The sequence below is a fragment of the Polaromonas sp. P1_G4 genome (assembly GCF_056405475.1).
On the sequence record NZ_JBFUCA010000016.1, the window covers coordinates 1 to 18,465 of the forward strand.

10 protein-coding genes and 1 pseudogene are annotated in these 18,465 nt (G+C 64.6%); 2 read left to right on the plus strand and 9 right to left on the minus strand.

Annotated elements, in window-relative coordinates:
* The coding region (locus AC1D1X_RS01690; protein WP_477697733.1) for an SPFH domain-containing protein at positions 1-776 on the plus strand (776 nt) is incomplete at its 5' end.
* A gap of 78 nt (positions 777-854) precedes the next feature.
* Here AC1D1X_RS01690 and AC1D1X_RS01695 read toward each other — a convergent pair.
* The 8 genes from AC1D1X_RS01695 to AC1D1X_RS01730 all read right to left on the minus strand — a co-directional run bounded on the left by AC1D1X_RS01695 (position 855) and on the right by AC1D1X_RS01730 (position 16,523).
* Positions 855-2,216, minus strand: coding sequence for a TPM domain-containing protein (locus AC1D1X_RS01695; RefSeq protein WP_477671272.1), 1,362 nt, complete (start codon positions 2,214-2,216; stop codon positions 855-857).
* Between the two features lie 59 nt (positions 2,217-2,275).
* Positions 2,276-4,540 carry a penicillin-binding protein 1C gene (gene pbpC, locus AC1D1X_RS01700; protein WP_477671273.1) on the minus strand — a complete coding sequence of 755 codons (2,265 nt, stop codon included), beginning with the start codon at positions 4,538-4,540 and terminating at the stop codon, positions 2,276-2,278.
* On the minus strand, positions 4,537-5,307 hold the full coding sequence (locus AC1D1X_RS01705) for a hypothetical protein (protein ID WP_477671274.1): 771 nt from the start codon (positions 5,305-5,307) through the stop codon (positions 4,537-4,539). Before AC1D1X_RS01705 ends, pbpC begins: the two co-directional genes overlap by 4 nt.
* Positions 5,247-6,452, minus strand: a complete 1,206-nt coding sequence (locus tag AC1D1X_RS01710; RefSeq protein ID WP_477671275.1) for a serine hydrolase domain-containing protein — start codon at positions 6,450-6,452, stop codon at positions 5,247-5,249. Before AC1D1X_RS01710 ends, AC1D1X_RS01705 begins: the two co-directional genes overlap by 61 nt.
* On the minus strand, positions 6,449-12,403 hold the full coding sequence (locus AC1D1X_RS01715) for an alpha-2-macroglobulin family protein (protein ID WP_477697735.1): 5,955 nt from the start codon (positions 12,401-12,403) through the stop codon (positions 6,449-6,451). Before AC1D1X_RS01715 ends, AC1D1X_RS01710 begins: the two co-directional genes overlap by 4 nt.
* A 173-nt stretch (positions 12,404-12,576) precedes the next feature.
* The gene (locus tag AC1D1X_RS01720) at positions 12,577-14,085 is read right to left on the minus strand and encodes a Do family serine endopeptidase (protein WP_477671276.1); all 1,509 of its coding nucleotides are present in this window, start codon (positions 14,083-14,085) and stop codon (positions 12,577-12,579) included.
* Between the two features lie 193 nt (positions 14,086-14,278).
* Positions 14,279-15,688 carry an ATP-binding protein gene (locus tag AC1D1X_RS01725; protein WP_477697734.1) on the minus strand — a complete coding sequence of 470 codons (1,410 nt, stop codon included), beginning with the start codon at positions 15,686-15,688 and terminating at the stop codon, positions 14,279-14,281.
* 175 nt (positions 15,689-15,863) lie between these two features.
* On the minus strand, positions 15,864-16,523 hold the full coding sequence (locus tag AC1D1X_RS01730; protein ID WP_457279431.1) for a response regulator: 660 nt from the start codon (positions 16,521-16,523) through the stop codon (positions 15,864-15,866).
* Between the two features lie 250 nt (positions 16,524-16,773).
* Here AC1D1X_RS01730 and AC1D1X_RS01735 point away from each other — a divergent pair, with 250 nt between their 5' ends.
* Positions 16,774-18,066, plus strand: a complete 1,293-nt coding sequence (locus AC1D1X_RS01735; RefSeq protein WP_477671278.1) for a tetratricopeptide repeat protein — start codon at positions 16,774-16,776, stop codon at positions 18,064-18,066.
* Positions 18,067-18,084: 18 nt separating this feature from the next.
* Here the strand turns inward: AC1D1X_RS01735 and AC1D1X_RS01740 are convergent.
* A pseudogene (locus AC1D1X_RS01740) lies at positions 18,085-18,465 on the minus strand (rhomboid family intramembrane serine protease); the annotation flags it as partial.

An 18,465-nucleotide genomic window follows, 5' to 3' on the forward strand; every position in this document is an offset into this window, starting at 1 on the left:
TTCCAGTCCTGACGCTCGCACTGCTGGCCGGATGTACCCGCATTGAAACCGGCGAAGTGGGCTTGCGCATCAACTTTGACAAAACCACAGACCCGACCGAGCGTCTGCCGGGCTCCTTTAACCAGACGCTGATCGGCGATATCCTGACCTTCAAGATTCAGGACGTGGCGGTGGCCGTGGACAACATGACCCCGCTGGCGTCCGACAACTCAACCGTCAAGGACTTTGACATGACGGTGGTCTATAACGTCAATCCGACGGCCGTTTCCGAGCTATGGACCACCAAAAACCGGACCTTCCATGGCCTGTCGGACAAAGGCGGCGATATCCTGCTGATGCAGAACTATGTGGCGATGAGCGCGCGCAATGCGGCTTACAAGGTGGCGCGCGAATATGAATCGCTCAAGATGGCCGACAACCGGCCGGCGATTGAGCAGAAAATCCGCGAAAACGTCATCAAGACGCTGACCGAGGAAAAGCTGGCGGACAAGATCACGKTTTCCCAGATCCAGGTACGTGCCATTACCCCCGCCGATGTGATTGTTCAGAGTGCCAACGAACTGGTGCGGGCGCAGAACGAGCTGAAAACCAAAGAGGTCGAGGTGCAGACCGCCAAAAAGGAGGCTGAGCGCATTGCTGCCTTGAACGCCAACGCGGGCGCGATTGGCTACATGAACGCCATGGCCAACCTGAAGATCGCCGAAGGCGTTGCCGCAGGCAAGGTGCATACCATTGTGGTGCCCTATGACTTCAAGGGCATCGTGAACGCAAAATGAGCCTGGGCCGGCGGCGCGCATCCCGCGCTGGCGGGGCTGAAATTATTTCCACACCCCCGCCGCCGCCGCCGCCGTCTCTTACCAGCTGCCGGACGACCCACCACCGCTGCTGGAGCCACCCGACGAACTCCGGCTGCTCGAGCTGGAGCTCGAACTGCTGCCCGACGAGCTGCTGCCATCCCGGTCATCGCGCCCACTGCTGCTGCCGGAACCCCCCGTGAAGAAGCCGAACAGCATCGCCAGCCCGAATGCCATGCCTGTCGGCATCCAGGATTCCCAGTCAGTTAGAAGCAGGTCTGGCGGGTTTTGAAACGCCACATACCCCACAACGCAGGCCACCAGGGCGCTGCGCACGCCAAACTCCACCAGGCTGCGTTTGTAGGCCGCGCGCATACCCATGGCGATCAGGCCGAGCAGTAAACAGCCTATACCGCCTCCCAGGGCGTAGAGCAGGCCCAAACCGAAGCGGTTGGCGCCCACCACGAAGGCAATGCCGACCATGGCGCTGATCGCCAGTGCGATACCACCCGTCACCAGGCGCACCGTGCGGGAACGGCCGCAGCCGAACCCCAGCGCAAACGCCAGCGGCACGGGGAAAGAGAGCAGGATGGCGCCGATGGCGGGACTCTTCAGGACAACCACCGCCACCGCCGGGACGGCCGCGACGACGCCGACCGTCACCGGCCACTTCCAGGTGCGGCGCGCCCGAACCACGCCCACGGCAAAACCCCACAGCAGTGCGGCAATAAAAGCCCAGCCAAAGGGCGTGATGCCACCGCGGCTCGCTTCCGGGGGGTCAATGTCGCCCCGCACCAGCGCGCCGATGTGGCTGATGGCCGCTTCCAGTCCGCCCGCGTAGTCGTTCTTGCGAAACCGCGGCTTCATGTCCTGGTCGATGATGCGGCCCGCCAGCACGTCGGGCACGGTGCCCTCCAGGCCCTGGCCCACCTCGATGCGCATGCGCCTGTCCTCCAGTGCCACCAGGATCAGGATGCCGTCGTCGCGCTGGGTGTCGCCGAGTTTCCATTTCTCAAACACGCGCGTGGCGTATTCCTCGATGGAGTCTTCGCCCGTGGTCGGCAGCATGTACACGACGACTGCTGCGCGCGTGTCTGCTTCGATTGCCAGGATTTGTTCGTTCAGGGCCGCGACCTGGGCTGTGTTCAGCGTGCCGGTGGTGTCGAGCACGCGCGCGCTGTAAGGCGGAACCTGCACCCGGACGGCACCGGCGGGCGTGGCGATTTGCGCGGTATCGCTCGGCGTGGCTCCCTGTGCGGCATCGGACGGCACGTCTGTCTGTCCGGCACGCGCCGGTGCTGCCATGGCATCACCCGCCGCCAGCATGCACAGCGCCACCCACAGAACAACCAGCGTTCTATAGAAAAAACGCCGGGTTTCAGCCGCTGAAGGAAATAACGGGGCGCGTTGAAGGTGAAGCATGGAAGGTTTGGGGTAGAGCATGGCCGGTACAGCGTTGTCGGATGCCGGCGCTGGAAAGATCAACGTGCCGCAGTCGCGCCGCCGCGCACGCTGGCTTCGCGCACACCGGCACCGCGCACTTCGAGCCGTATCTCGTCGGCCACCTTGCCGCCGGCATCGACCAGTTGCACCACATGCCGGCCCGGCCAGGGCATCCACTGCGCTTGGGCCCCGCGCGCAAACTCCTTGCCGTCCATCAGCCAGCGCGTGCCGCGGCCTTCGGCGCTGAAGCTGACGCGCTGGTGTTTCGGCGGGATGTCCGGGTCCAGGGCAATGATGGTGCCGGAGGCAGGGGCGGTGATGCGGGGCGGGGCGTCGGGTTCGGCAACCGGTTTTCTCAAGCCATTTCGTGCTGTAGCCCTTTCAGATCGGGCGCTACCAGCTCCTGAATTCATAGCAAAAACGGTTTGCTCCGTGCCTTTCAGGAACCATTCGTTGCGGGCTGCTTCGAGCGGCGTGCCGCCCTGGTTGCCAAACCGGGTCTGGCTTTGCACCAGGCCGGCGGGCGGCAACGGCGCGCGGCTGGGTTCGGTTTTATGCAGGTAATTCATCACCGCCGCCCAGATGGGGGCGGCGCCCGTGGTGCCGCTCACGTCCCACATGGGCGCGCCGCTGGCATTGCCCACCCACACGCCCACGGTGTAGCGCTGCGAGAAGCCCATGGCCCAGTTGTCGCGCATGTCCTTGCTGGTACCGGTTTTCACGGCGCTCCAGAAGCGGGTGGCCAGGATGCTGTCGGTGCCGAAGGTGCGGGCGCGCGCCATCGGGTCGGCCATGATGTCGGTGGCGATAAAGGCCGCGCGTGCATCCAGCGCGGGCTTGAAGACCGGTTTGGGGTTTCTCGCCAGCGAAGTCGCGCTGTAGCGACCGCCGTTGGCCAGCGTGCGGTAGGCATTGGTGAGGGACAGCAAAGACACCTCGCTGCTGCCCAGCGCCAGGCTGTAGCCGTAATAGTCACCCGACTCCTTGAGCGGCAGGCCCACGGCTTTGAGCTGTTTGTGAAAGGCATCGGGCGTCACCATCACCAGCGTACGCACGGCCGGCACGTTCAGCGACGCACCGAGTGCGGTGCGGGCCGATACCAGGCCCTTGAACTGGCGGTCGTAGTTTTGCGGAATGTAGAGCCCGCCCGCGGTCTGGATCTGCGAGGACGAATCTTCGAGCAGCGACGCTGCGGTGATGCGGCGCTCGGCAATGGCCTCTGCATACAAAAACGGCTTGAGCGTGGAGCCCGGCTGGCGCAGTGCCATCACACCGTCGACTTCGGCGGCGCCGCTCAGTTCGCCCGACGAACCTACCCAGGCCAGCACCTCGCCGGTGGCGTTGTCCAGCACGACAATGGCGCCGTCTTCGACGTGGCGGCCGCGCAGCTCGCGCAGCTGCTGGGTCAGGGTCTGCACGGCAAAACGTTGCAGCGGCGCGCGTGCGGTAGAAACCAGCGTGCGGGGCACGCCCGTACGCCCGGGGGTATCGGCCTGGGCCGCGAGCAGCCGGCGCGCCAGGTGCGGCGCCACGCCTTCACTCGGGTCAAACGCCTTGCGCTGCAGCGCGGCAGTGGCAAGCAGGTCCAGACCCTCGCAGTCGGCCTTGGCCGGCGCTTGCATGGTTTTCAGCACGCCGCAAGCTCGCTGTGACACCTGCGCGGCCTTGGCGTTGGGCGCACGCACCAGCGCGGCGGCGATCGCGGCCTCGCGCTCATCCAGCCCATGCGCAGCCTTGCCAAACAGTGTGCGGCTCAGCGCGTCGATGCCGACAAGTTCGCCGCGAAACGGCACAAGATTCAGGTATGCCTCCAGGATCTGGTCCTTGCGCCAGCGTGCCTCCAGCACCTGGGCCGACACGGTCTGCCCCACCTTTTGCGCCATGCTGCGGCCACCCGCACCGGCGCGCCAGTCCTCGTCGAGCAGTCCGGCCAGCTGCATGCTGAGGGTGGAAGCGCCGCGGGTTTTGGTGTTCCACAGATTGCCCCAGGCCGCTGCAGAGACAGCGCGCCAGTCCACACCGCTGTGCTCGTAAAAGCGCTTGTCCTCACTCAGAATCAGTGCCGTGCGCAGGGCCGGCGACACATCGGGCAGCGCTACCCACTGGCCGCGCCGCACGGCGCTGTCGATGCGCAGGCGCTGGATGACTTCACCACTGCGGTCGAGGATGAGCGTGTCGGAGGGGCGGAAGTCGCGTTTGACTTCGTCGAAGGTGGCGACGGCATGGGCAGGCGATATCGCCCCGCCCGCCAGAGCAAGGGCCAGCGTCAAGCTTGTGAAAATGCGTTTCGGCTCGCGATTCATTTCTTTGTGCAAAGTCTCAGGTTGGTCCGGGTGGCTTGCACCACCGGCAGATAGGCCTCTGAATCGCTAGGAGGGTAGCTCCCCTTGATTTCATCGTCAGACTTTGCGGCGTCAGGCGCGAGGCCTTGCAAAGTCTTGATGCAGGCCGCGCGGTCACCCAGCTTGAATTGTGTGAGAGCAAGGTCGTTCAATACCCAGGCCGATTCAATCCAATGGAGGAATGACTTGCACTGCATTGCAACAGGCTGGATCACAGCCAAGGCGGCAGCGTAGTCTTTCGCCACATAACTCTTCTTGAAATTCTTCTTCGACTCATTAATGCTCTTGCGCACGCAAAGAGGCTCAGGCTTGCGGTACGTCCCCTCAAACCATGCCCGCATGCCGCAGAAATCGCGGCATGCGTCGGCGCCGTTGGTTGAGACCTTGACATCCTGGCCCTCGGTCTTGAAGCTCACCTGGCATGCGGATTTCCCGATCTTCGACTTGCCATCGACGATCACGCCGTCCAGGTCGCATACGTGTGCGTTGGCTCCCGTGGTCTCTATCGCGAACTTTCCGCGCGGCTGAACCCGCAGCGTGCCCGATGCACCGTCACTGATCACGTATTCACCCTCGGCAGGCGTGCTGAACTGTGCAAGGACCAGGTTGGCGCCCAGGAGCATGAATGCATAAAGGGCAAGTTTCACTTTGACGCCTCCAGTCTTTTTCATGCCGGCAACCCAATCTTCGTCGCCGCGTTGAAGAGCTGGAACAGCTGCGCCTGCCACGGCCCCTCGGATTCCACCGCGGTCTGCACCAGCACAGTTTGCGTCACCCGGTCTACCAGCACGCGCTGTCCGTGGTGGCCATTCATCATCATCCAGCTGCCGTCGGCCTTGGGATGCCAGAAGAAATTCTTGTAGCCGAAGCCGCGCATGGCCGTGCCGTGCCGGACTTGCGCATCGGCGGCCGACCATGAGGAGCATTCGTCTATCCATTTTTTGCTGACGACCTGGCGGCCTTCCATGGCGCCGTCCTGCGCGATCAGCTGCGCCAGGCGCGCCCAGTCGCGCAGCCGCGCGCCAAAGCCTATGCAGTTGAACTCCTTGCCTTTGCTGTCGCACAGCCAGCTGGCGCCGCCCTCTGCGCCCAGCGGCTGCCACAGGGCTTCTTCGCAAAAGGCCGCCAGCGGTTTGCCGGTGACCTGGCGGATGACCATGCCGATGGTCAACGGGCACAATTCGTTGTAGTTGTAGCGTGTGCCGGGTGGCTCCTGCACGGCGTTCCAGCCGCGCACCACGGTCTCCAGGTCGCTGCCGCTGCCGAGGAGGGCTTGCGGGTAGATCGTGGGGTTGTCGCGGTCGTGCAGGATGGCCGCGCCGCTGGACATATTGGCCAGGTGGCGCAGGGCAATACCGCCGTGCAGCGTGCCCTTCAGTTCGTCAACGTACATCTGCGGCGTGTCGTCCATGGAACGGATCAGGCCGCGGTCCAGGCAGATGCCCAGCAGCAGGGACGTCACGCTCTTGGCCATGGACCAGCTCGTCATGCGCATGTCGGGTTTGCGGTCGAACTGGTAGGACTCCAGCAGCACCGTACCCTTGCGCGCGATGAGCAGGCCGGTCACCGGCCAGGCCTTGAGATAGTCCGCCGCCGATTGCGCGACCGGCGCGAAGGCCTGGAGGCTTTCGGCCGATGCCGCCTTCAGCGTGGAAGCCTGCGCGGGCGCGGCGATGGGTCGCGCCCGGAACATGGTTTCATAGCCGCCGGAATAATTTCCGACGCGGTAGTCCTTGTCGGTCCAACTGCGGTTGCCGCCCCAGCCGGCCGGGTAGCCGGAGCGTTGCTGCCAGTCGGCGGCGGCCGCGGCCGCCCCGCGCGGCAGGGCAATGCCCGCAGCCAGTGCGACGGCCAGGGAACGCCGCTGGATCATTTTGCGGCTTCCACCTTCACCCGTGCATTCGGCGACTCGCCAAACATCTCGGGCGCATACATGGCCTCGACCCGGCTAGGCGGCAGAGCGAAGTCACCGACGTTGTTCAGTCGCACGGTGTATTCCATCTTCACCACACCCTTGGGCAGGTATTCGTAATAACTGCGGAAGGCCTCAAAGCTGCGCTCTTCAAACGCCGGCCAGCCCGCACCGGTTTTCTTTTCGCCGCTGGTGGCAATTTCGGAATCACGGCCCAGACCGCCGCCGAGGATCGTTGCGCCGCCCGGCACCGGGTCGCTGATCACAACCCAGGTCATGTCGGCGCTGGCGTTGACTTCGAGCGTGATGCGGATCACGTCGCCGCGCGTGTAGACGCCTTTGACGGCCTGCTCCACCGGGGTGATCGTTTTCTTGATTTGGTAGCCAGCGTTGAAAGGCGCCTTCAGCTGGATGGCCGCGATGGATTGCAACGTGAGCCACGGTTTCCCGGGGCCTTGATGCGTCACGGTCAACGTGTCCTTCGCTGCGCTGCCCCAGGGCAGGAACATGCTGTTGTTGCGCAGGTTGCCGGGCGAAGCCGGTGCGCCGAAGAAGGTGGTCTGGTTGGGTGCGCCGGCTGCGTCGGTTGCCTTGACGCGGTCAACCTTGGCCCAGTCCACGCTCGCTACGCTGGCGGCTGCCGCTGCCAGCGTCGCCTTGGTCACGCCCGCTACCGGCGTGGCTTCAAACCTGGCCGAGAACTTGTCGAGGGCCAGGCCACCCCACAGGTTGGCCGTGGTGGTGTGCCACGCACCCTTTTGCTGGCGCGCGATAAAGCCGTTGGCCAGGCGGCCCATGTCGTCTTTCCAGGCGGGGTCGTCCATCACGGCCAGCATCAGGCGCGCGGTGTTCACATCACCGTTGGTCATCAGCCACCACCAGTAGTCGTCCTTCTCGGTGCTGAAGATCAGCTTGGTGCCCTGGAAGGACAGGCGCGAACGCAGCACCTGGTTGGCTTCGGCGATGCGCTGCTCACGCTGCGGCACATCGGCCACGCGTTTCAGGATATTGAGCCAGTCGATCACCGCGTGTGTGGGCCACTGGTTGGGCGCAATCGTGATGCTGCCCAGCATGCGGCCCTGCGCCTTGCCGTAGCGCGAGAGCGCTTCCAGCGCGGCCAGCTTGCGCACGTCGAGGTCTTTGCGTGGGCTCCAGAACTCGCGCTGGATACGGCCTTCCACAAACGCGATCAGGCCGCGCTCCATGGGGGCGCGCGCATCGTCGGGCAGGGCAAACGCCGGGTTGAGGCCAGAGGCTTCGTGCGTGGCGGCCAGCAGGTAGGCCGTCAGTGCATCGCTGCCGCGATTGGCTTCGCCGTCGCGCGGCGGGAAGTAATTGGCCAGGCCATCACTGTCCAGGTAGCTGGGCAGTTGTGCCAGCACGGTCTGCCAGAGCTTGCTGTCGCGCAGTCCCACCGACTTGCTGGTTTTTTGCTCCAGGCAGATGAACGGGTACATCGCGAAATAGTCGCGCACGCCGTCCATGCCTTCGGCCAGTTTCGGCTGCAGCGACATCTTCAGGCCGCCGCGGCCGGGCAGGGCGTCAGCCGGCGGGTTCACGTCCAGCGTGAAGCTGCCGTCGACCTGCACCAGTGTGGCTTGCTGCACGGTCAGTGGTACGGCCGGGATGATGCGCTGACGCGCCTTGAGGCCGTCGCGTGCGCCGGAAATCGTGTCTTTGGCCTCGATCTCCCACAGGATGGCTTCGGCGCGTGTGAACGCGAGCTGCGCCGGCGCGGTGACTATCCAGGCCACCTCACGCGCTTCGCCCGCGGGGATGTCTACCATTTGCGGTTTCAGGTCCAGCATCGTGGCGCGCGGGCTCACTTCCACCTTCATGGCCACCTTGGTGGTGTTGCGCAGCGTCAGTTGCGCGCGGAACTGGTCGTCTTCCCGCACCAGTGGCGGCAGGCCGCTGATGATTTGCAGGTCCTGTGTGGCCTTGATGCTGGTCTGGCCCGTGCCGAAGAGGCCGGTGCCTGCGTCAGCCACTGCCACAATCTTGAAGGTGGTCAGCGCGTCATTGAGCGGCACCATCACCACGGCCTGGCCGTTGGCGTCCAGTTGCACCTTCGGGTTCCACAACAGCAGGGTATCAAGCAGTTCGCGTGTGTTGCTGCGCCCGCCGCCACCGCCGGCTGCTACAGCCTTGCGGCCGAAATGCCTGCGCCCGATGATTTCCATTTGCGCGGTCGAGGTTTCCACGCCCCAGGCGCGGCGCTGCAACATCGCATCCAGCAGGTTCCAGCTGCTGTTGGGCATCAGCTCCAGCAGGGCCTGGTCTACCGCGGCCAGCGCCACTTCGGCATTGGCGGCCGGCTGCCCATTGGGCAGCTTGGCGGTAATGGTTACCTTGGCCTGGCTGCGCACGGCATAGCTTTCCTTGTCGGTTTTCACGCTGACGTCGAGCTGGTGCGCCTTGGTGCCCACACGTATTTCAGCCACGCCCAGGCGGAAGGCCGGTTTGCTCAAGTCGACCAGCGCAGTGGGCGCGACGTATTCACGGCCTTCGTACCAGAAGGATGTCCACCATTCACGTGGTGCCTTGTAGCCCCAGGTGAAGAAGCTGTACCAGGGCACTTCGCGCAGCCGGCCGCGCAGGGCCAGCACGCTCACGTACACATTCGGCCCCCAGCCTTCCTTGATCTGCAGGTTCACCGTCGGGTCCTGGCCGTTGAGCTGTACCACCTGGGTTTCAACAATGCCCTCACGCTCAACGGCGACCAGTGCCGTGGCAAACCGGAAGGGCATGCGCACCTGGAACTTGGCGGTTTCGCCGGGCTGGTAGCTTTTCTTCTCGGGCAGCACGTCCATGCGGTCGTGGTCTTCACCGCCAAACCAGAGCTCGCCCTGGCGGGTGACATACACATTGCTGGCGGCCTGGATGGTGTTGCCGTCCTTGTCCTTGGCCGTCACGATGAGTTCGACCTCACCGGGTTCACCGAGCTTGGTCTCGCACAGCAGCAATCCGCGCGAATCGCTCTTGCCGCTGCAGACGCTGCCGAGGTCTTTGACCTCAGTTTTGTTGTCGTAGGTGTAGAAGCCGCCCACCATGCGCTTGCGGCTGGTGGTGGTGATGCGCGCCACGGCCTTCACCTCGAGCGACACGCCAGGGGCGATCTTGCCGGTCAGGTCAAGCGCCAGCGCCTGGAACTTGATCTTCTGGCTGGAAGACACCCAGCCTTCAGTCTTGATGCCCGCCACCACAGCCGCCGGCCAGACGGTGGAAGTGCTGCGAATGGTCTGCACTTCGCCGTTCGGGTCGGCATAGGTGGCTTCCATCAGCAGCTCCTGCGGCTGCCTGCGCTCGGGAATGTCGTTGATGGTGAGCTTGCCTGCGCCATTGCGGTCCAGCGTCAGCGGGAGTTTGTCGGCAATCACGCGCTGGTCCTGCGAAGAGGTGCTTTCCTCTTCGCCCTGGTTGCCGGCGCTACCGCGGCCGGTGCTCGGTGGCGAGAAGTTGAATTCGTCGAAATCGCTGTAGCTCAGGGACTTGCCGCGCACCAGCGCCGACACCCGTACGGGCAGGGCCACGGCGCCGCCGCCCGCCACGTAATTGATCTGCACGTCGGTTGGCACGGACTTCACATTGACGAGTGGCTTTTTATCGGAAGGATTGATGCGGCCTTCAAGCACCGGCAAACGGAACTCTTCCACACGGAACTGCCCGCTGGAAAAACTGCGCTCGCGGCTGCCGCGTTCGCCCTTGAGCTGCACTTCATACACACCCAGCTTGGCAGCAGGCGGAATGGCAAAGGTGTTTTCGGCGCTTTGCCCGCCCGTGGCGGTCTTGCGCCAGGTGATCGGCTGGGTGTATTGCTGGCCGCTGCCGACATGCGTGATGACCAGCGTGGCGGGTGCGCCCTCGGGCAGGCCAAAACCCTTGCTGGTTTCGGTGCGCAGCAGGTGTTTCATCGACACCGTTTCGCCGGCGCGGAACAGCGTGCGGTCAAAGACAGTGTGTGCCCGTTCGTTGGGCAGCGGGTCGCGGCTGGTCGGCACATTGAAGCGCCAGGGTTCAATGCCCTTGTGCCAGTCGCTCCAGGTGAAGGCGAGGTCTTCAATGCCGGCCACTGTGCTGCGCGCGCTCACGAAATAGGCATTGGCGGAGTCGCTGCCTGGGCAACGAGGCGGCTCGGAAGACAGGCCGCTGAAATTGGCGATGCCCTGTGCGTTGGTGACAGCCTTGGCGATCTCGGTGCCGTTGCAGCCCGAGACGCGCACCGTGGCGCCAGCCACCGGGGCGCCCTTGTCGAGCGTGGTGACCCAGGCCAGCGAGTTCTCGCGGCCCAGCTTGAAGTGCACGCCCAGGTTGGTCACCAGGGCGGAAGTGCGCACATACATGGTCCGGCTATTGCCGTAGCGTTCGTCGAGCAGCGAGCTGCCCAATTTTTGCGAAGCGATCTCGACCACGTGAAAACCGGGTGCCAGCGGGATGCCGACCACCTCAAACGGACGTGGGTCGGTGCCTGCGGCGGGCTTGGGCAGGTCCAGTGTCTTCACGCCGGCCTGGCCGGCCAGCAGCGAGACCATGCGCGACTGCACGTAGTCCCGGTCGCGTGATTCGAGTGGTTTGGGTAGCGGCCCCTTGATATCAGCAGCCGCTGCCTTGCGTGAAACCTGGTAGTCGTCGTAGCGCTGTACCTTGCGGAACCAGGCAATGATGTCGGCGTCGGTGCGGGGCTGGAGGTCGCTGACCTTTCCGGCCGGTGCCGCGCCGGGTGTGAGCCCTTTCACGGGCAGCAGGGCTTCGACATTGCGCAGCGTGACGGGCAGCAGGGCCGGGTCGCCCGGTTTGGTGTTGGGTTCGGCAAAGCGTTCGACGATGCCGAAGGGAGAGGCGGCGAACTTGGCCAATGGCGGCATGGAGCCTGTAGCCACCTTGAGCGGGAAGCTGTCGGCATTGCGCAGCGTGCGGCCCGAAGCATCCTTGAAACCTCTGGGCAGCTCCAGCATGAATTGCCCCTGTTCAGGAAACAGCGGCTTGAAGGTCACGTTGCTGACCAGGCTGTCGCCGTCACTGTTGCCTTCCTCGAAGGCGGGCTTGAACGTGTCCTTGTCGCCCTTCAGGCGTATGGCCTCGGCCAGCTTGCGCGGCACGGGGGTGTTGAAGTTCAGGGTCATGGGCCGCATCGGCAGGCAGGCCGACTGGGCGTTTTCGCGTTCGCAGGTGAAGCTGGCCGCAAACGGCTCGCGTACCTGGAAGTTGTAGCGTTTTTCCACCGAATTGGGTATGCCGCTGGGTGTGCTGACGCCTTTGCCGTACACCAGCTGCACTTTGGCAGCCGATGTCAGGCGCCGGTTGCAGGTCAGGGTGGCGTAGCGCAGCGGATCCTGGGCTGCAGCCTTTTCCAGGCCCAGCGACTTGAGCAGTTCGTTGCGCTCGTTACCGTCGATGAGCTTGACAGGAACACGTTCACCCAGGCCTTCCACGTTGCACCAGACGTTTTCGCGAATGCTGGCCAGTGTGGCGGCGCCGTTGAACTGCAGCACGAAGTACTGTTCTTCGTCGATGYGCTCATAGGTGCCGGGACGGAGGTTCTGGATGAAGGGGCCGCCAGTATTGAATTTATAGGAAGTGTTGCCGCCCACGGGCTGGCTTTTGGGCGACTTGAAGGTGCTGACCACCTGCACCGAACAACTCACGCCAGGTGGCAGGTCGTTTTCAAATTCGAACGCCCATTCGCGTTCATTGATCCAGCGGCCGGAGCCCTTGGTGGCCTGTGCATCACTACAGCTTAGTGACAGCGGGGCAGGCGCCTTGGGATCGCCGAAATTGACGGCGCCTTCGTCAAATTTGGCGACGATTTGCCTGACACGGGCGACTTCGCCTTGCGGCGAAAGGCTGGTGATTTGCAGGGCATGGGCATGCAGCGAGACAGCCGCGATCAGTGCCAAAGCGGCTTTTTTCATTATTGGGCTCACGTTTTCCTCTCCTTCGGGAGGCCAAGCGTAGCCGATTTGGATGTAACAAAATGTCCCGTGAAATGGGCGAAAACCRCTCAAAAAAAAGCGGGCCTGGAGCCCGCTGGTGTGATTTTCAGAGGGCCTCCAGCAAAAAGCGGAGAGCCCCTGCGTCAGGATGCTCAGCTGAAGTTCACCGGCACAAAAATTTTGCTGTCGCCCCGCTGTATCAGAAGCGCCACGGATTTCTCTGCTTTGGCCACGGTGGCGCGCACCTGGTCGATGTTTTTCACCGGAACGCCGTTGATGGACAGCAATACGTCGCCAACCTGCACCCCGGCCATTGCCGCCGGGCCGCTGGCCTGTTGGACCACCAGGCCGTTGTCCACGCCGGCTTCCTGCTTTTCATCGGGCTGCAGCGGGCGCAGCGCCAGGCCCAGCTTGCCCTGGTTGGGCGTGTCCTTTTTGGCTGCGGCCTGGGCCGTCTTCTCGTCGGCATTGGCCAGCCTGGCAGTGACCACCTTGGCGGCGCCCTGCCGCCAGATGTCCAGCCGGATGCTGTCGCCGGGCGCTGCCAGGCCGATCAGCGCGGGCAAGTCGCCCGAGGACACGATGGGCTGGCCGTTCACGCCGCGGATCACGTCACCCGACTGCAGGCCGGCCTTGTCCGCCGGGCCGCCTTTTTCCACACTCGAAACCAGCGCGCCTTCGGGCTTGTCCAGCTTGAAGGAGTCGGCAAAGGACTGGTTGACCTCCTGCACCGCTACCCCCAGGCGCGCATGCTCGACCTTGCCGGTCGCCACGATCTGGTTCTTGATCCGAACGGCCACGTCGACCGGGATGGCGAAAGACACGCCCTGGTAGCCGCCGCTGCGGGTGTAGATCTGCGAATTGATGCCCACGACTTCGCCGCGTGCGTTGAACAGCGGGCCACCCGAGTTGCCCGGGTTGACGGCCACGTCGGTCTGGATGAAAGGTACGGCGCTGTCGTCAGGCAGCGAACGGCCCTTGGCGCTGACCACGCCGGCGGTCACGGTGTTTTCAAAGCCGAAGGGCGAGCCGATGGCCAGCACCCATTCGCCGACCTTGAGCTCGCTGATCTTGCCGAGCGTCACCACGGGCAGGTTTTTGGCGTCAATGCGCAGCACCGCCACGTCGGTCTTGGGGTCGGCGCCCAGCACCTTGGCGCGGTATTCGCGCCGGTCGGTCAGCTTGACGGTGACCTCTTTTGCATCGCGCACCACGTGGGCGTTGGTCAGGATGATGCCGTCGGGGCTGACGATGAAGCCCGAACCCTGACCGCGTGTGGGCATTTCCTGTTGCTGGCCGCCGCGGCCGCCACGGGCCCCCGGGCCCTGCTGGAAGCGTTTGAAGAATTCGAAGAACGGATCACCGGAGGGCGTGTCGTCGTCATCGCCGTCGTCCTGTGCCATCGGGGAGTCGTTTCGTACTTTGGTGATGCCGGTCACGCTGATGTTGACGACCGCCGGGCCGTAGCGTTCGGTGATCTGCGAGAAGTCGGGCAGGGCCATGGGCACCGAGGCTGTGGTGCCGGCGGTGATGGCCGGGGGGACGGCTGCCGTGGCGGCAGGGTGCACAGCATTAAGCGCACTGACGCCGGCGCCACCGATGGCGCCCGCAGCCAGAAGTGCAGCGACAAGCCGGGTATTTTTCAATGCTTCAGATTTCATGGATGGGCTTCCTTGCGTTGAGGGCACACACCGGTGCCGATGGGTACAACTATGGGGCGGCAGCCTTAGGCGGGGCTTAAATTTGCGCGACACAGGAAGGGCAGCGCTGCGGGCGTGAATTTTGATAAAAAGTGGCTGTAGACCACAATAGTACTGCGCGAGCAGCTATAAAAATGGTAGCAAATGATGGCTGCTAGCCGGTGATCTCGCCCGCCGGAAACCGGACTTCAATCCGCAGTCCACCCAGGCGGTCTGACGTGCCGAGCTGTAGCGTCGCGCCGTGCCGCTCGGCAATCACCTTGACGATGGCCAATCCGAGGCCGCTGCCGGCTTCCGGAGAGATCGCCGATCCAGCCGACCCGCCCGCCGTGTCCGTGACGCTGGCGGCACGAAAGAAGCGGTCAAATACGCGGTGGCGGTCTTCTGCGGCGATGCCCGGGCCGCTGTCTTCCACCGTCAATTCCGGCTGTCCGTCCTGCACGCCCACCGACACATCGACCTGGCCCGCCACCGGCGTGTACTTGACGGCGTTGTCCAGCAGGTTGCGCAGCAGGATGCGCAGGGCCTCGCTCTGGCCCTTCACCTGCACAGGCTGCTGAGGCTCGCTGCCCGCCAGGCCCAGGTCAATTTGCCTGTGGCCGGCATGGGGTAATACATCGGCCACGGCCAGCTTCACCACGTCACGCAGGTCCACAAAGGCGGCAGCGGCAGGTGCCTGGCCTGAATCGGCTCCGGCTTGTGCCGTGCCGGCGGCTTCTTCGCGGGCCAGCACCAGCAGCTGCTCGACCAGCCGTATCGCCCGGTCTATGCCCTGGTTCAACCGGCCAATAGCGGCCTCCCGTGCCGCAGGTTCTTCGTCGTTTCGGCGCAGGGCCTGCGCCTGCAGCTTGAGCGCCGTCAGCGGCGAGCGCAATTCGTGCGCCGCATCAGCCACAAAATGCCGCTGCGCCTCGAAAGCGCCGCGCACCCGGCCGAACAGCAGGTTCAGCTCTTCCACTAGCGGCCGCACTTCGTCGGGCAGGCCGTCGTCGGMCAGCGGCGACAAATCGTCGGCCGGGCGCCCGGCCACCTGTCGCCGGGCACGCTCGACAGGCGCCAGCGAACGGCTGATGACCCACCACACGGCCAGCATGAGCAGCGGGGTTAGGTAGGCAAAGGGCAGCACGGCGCGCACAGCCAGCGTGCGGGCGCGCGCCGAGCGGGCGTCCAGGTCTTGCGCAATCTGCACGGTTTGCAGCGCGGTCTGCAGGGTGTAGACGCGGTACCGGTTGCCGTGCGCTTCGACGTCCGAAAAGCCGAGCACTGCGCGCGGCGGAAGCGCCGATCGGGTGGAGCGGAAAATCTGTGTGCCGTCCTGGCCCCAGATCTGCACGTAGACCTCGAAGCGGTCGTCTTCGTCGGTCTCGTCCAGGGGAATGTTGAGTGGAATGCCGCTGCGCAGTGAGCGCGCCATTTGCTGCAAATGGTCGTCGAACATCGCGTCGGCCTGCTGCAGTGCGCCGCGATAGGCGGTGGCCGCCTGCAGCAAGGCGGCCAGGAAGATGGCGGCCAGCACGAACCATAGCAGCCTTCTTCTCAGGGAGTGACTTGCCGGCTTCCTCATTGCTTGGGCACCAGGTACCCCAGACCGCGCACGGTCTGGATCACGTCGTTGCCAAGCTGAATAGGCCCCCACGCTCTCCACTTCGTGTGGTCGCTGCCCCCCGAGGGGGCGCTGCGCCTGCGGCCCGGCAAAGCCGGTTCCGCGGCCCCTGCTGGTGTTTGATCTGCGGGAGTTGTCATTGTTTGGGTACCAAGTATCCAAGGCCGCGCACGGTCTGGATCACGTCGTTGCCGAGTTTTTTGCGTACGCCGTGGATGTAGACCTCGACGGCGTTGCTGCTGATGTCGTCTTTCCAGCTGAAGAGCTTTTCTTCAAGCTGCGCGCGCGACAGCACCACGCCCGGGCGTGCCAGCAGCGGTTCGAGCACCGCCCATTCGCGTGCCGAGAGCGACACCGGCTGGCCGTTGAGGCTGGCCTCACGCGTGGCGGGGTTCAGGCTCACGCCCTTGTGTTCAAACGCCGGCTCGGCCCGGCCCGCACTGCGGCGTATCAGCGCGCGGATGCGTGCCAGCAGTTCGTCGGTGTCATAGGGCTTGACGACGTAGTCGTCGGCGCCGGCATCCAGCCCGGCGATGCGGTCGCCGACCGCATCGCGCGCCGTGGCCACCATCACCGGGGTGGTGTTGCGTCGAGCCCGCAAAGCGCGCAGCACTTCCAGGCCGTCGCGCTTGGGCAGGCCCAGATCCAGCAGCACCAGGTCGTACTGTTCGCTGTTCAGGGCCTCGTCGGCCATGCGGCCGTCACGCACCCAGTCGACGGCATAGTGCTCACCGCGAAGCACCTGTAGCACGGTCTCGCCGATCATGGCGTCGTCTTCAACGAGCAATAAACGCATGTTTCTTTCGTCAAGGGTTAGGCCGCTTGCCTTTTGCAAAGATTATGCGGCGGCGGGACTTAGGCGGGCCTTAAACCACGATGGGCAGGCTGTTTTTCCCGCATGCCCTGCCCAGACGGAGAGCCCGTCCCGAAAGCCTGGCCCTGTAGCGAGCCCGGCGCACTAAAATCACAACACAACAATAGGGAGCTTAGATGGGAGAGTTCATGCGGGCGGGGCGGTTCGTCACAACACACGGCGCTCTTTAGACATGGTGGCCGGCAAGTCCGCGGTCAAGCCGTTCTGGCATCGCCTCAACAAATTCTTCGCATTCCCGTTCCAGGGGGCGCCTTTGGCCTATGGGCTGTTCCTGGCGTTTTGCAGCCTTCTGCCGCAGCTATTCCTTTTCCTCCCGCGGGGGATGATGTGGGTGATTGTCGAACTCGGCATCCTGCTGGCCGCGAGTCGGTACGGCTTCAAGGTCGCCGTGCTCGGCTCGCGCGGAATATCGCGCGCCAGCGATTTTCCATCGCGGCTTGACGACGAGTGGAGCAGCCTTCCCTGGAAGCTGTTCGGCGTCTTCGTGGTGCAGGCCGTTATCCTGGGCCTTGTGGCATCGCTCAACAGCAAGCTCGCCACGGTCGCGACTTTCGCGTTTTCATTCCTGCTTCCGGCGACCGTCATTGTCCTGGTGCAGTCGGGCAGCGCGATGCGCTCGTTGAACCCCGCCGCGATTCTGGGTGTTGTGCGTGTCATCGGCGCGCCTTATCTCGCGCTATGCCTGTTCCTGTTTCTGTTGAGCAGCGGTGCGCAGGTCGCGCTGGTGCTGCTGCTGCCACTGGTCAGCCTCTGGCTGCTGGTGCCGTTGTTCAATTTTGCATTCATCTATTTCGGCTGGGTCATGGCCAGCCTCCTGGGCTACGTGATGTATCAGCACCATGAGGGGCTCGACATCGATCTGCTGCCCGGTGCCGGCGCAGACGACGCGCTACCCGAGCGGCGCAGCCCCGAACAGATCGCGCGCCAGGAAACCGACGCGCTGGTCGCTGAACTGGTGACCGAAGGAGATATCCCCGCCGCGCTCAATATCGCCTACGAAGACCAGCGCATGCGGCCCAGCGACGTCGCTGCGCTGCGGCGTTATCACCGCGTATTGCTGATGGCCGACAAGACGCCGACGCTGGTTGAGAATGCAAAGCGGTTTATTGCGGTGCTGCTGCGGCAGGAGCTGGGAGCCGAGGCCGTCAAGGCCTGGCAGGACTGCCGCGCCCGTGAGCCGGCCTTTGTCATCGAGGATGCGGAGCAGGCCCTGGCCCTGGCGCGCGCCGCCTGGCGCATCAGCGACGCGCAGGCGGCGCTGGCCGTGCTGCGCAGCTTCGACAAGCGTTTTCGCGGCCACGCCGCGATCCCGCAGGCCTACGAACTCATCGCGCGGGTGCTGACCCAGGGCATGAACCGTGCCGACATGGCTCGCCCAGTGCTGGCCGTGCTCGAGGAACGCTATCCCGACAGCGAGGCGACGCGCGAGGTGCGCTGGCTGCTGCGCGACCAGCCGGCCGCCTGAAGTGGCTGAGACGGCGGTTCAGACCTGCGCGAGCGCGCGCGTGGCCATGTCGTTGGGGGCGAGCCGCTGCAGGTGCGGCAGCCAATACAAGGCGCGCTCGCGCTGCCCTGCGCGCAACCAGCCCTGGGCGCAGACGCCCAGCGTGTCGGCGAGTCCCGAATGCTCCGGCGCGCTTTTGAGCAGCGCGCGGCACAACTTGTCGGCGTCATCGAACTGGCGGGCGCGCGTGAAGCGGCGCGCCAGCCGCGCCATGTCATCGGGTTTTAGGCGCGCGCCGGGTTTGGCCTGGTCCAGATAGGTGCGGTAGCTGGCATGCTGCAGTTCCAGTGTGGCGTCATCGCTGGGCGCGAGGCGGAAGATGTGGCGCGCGGCACCGTGGAAATCTTCGCCGGCCGGCTG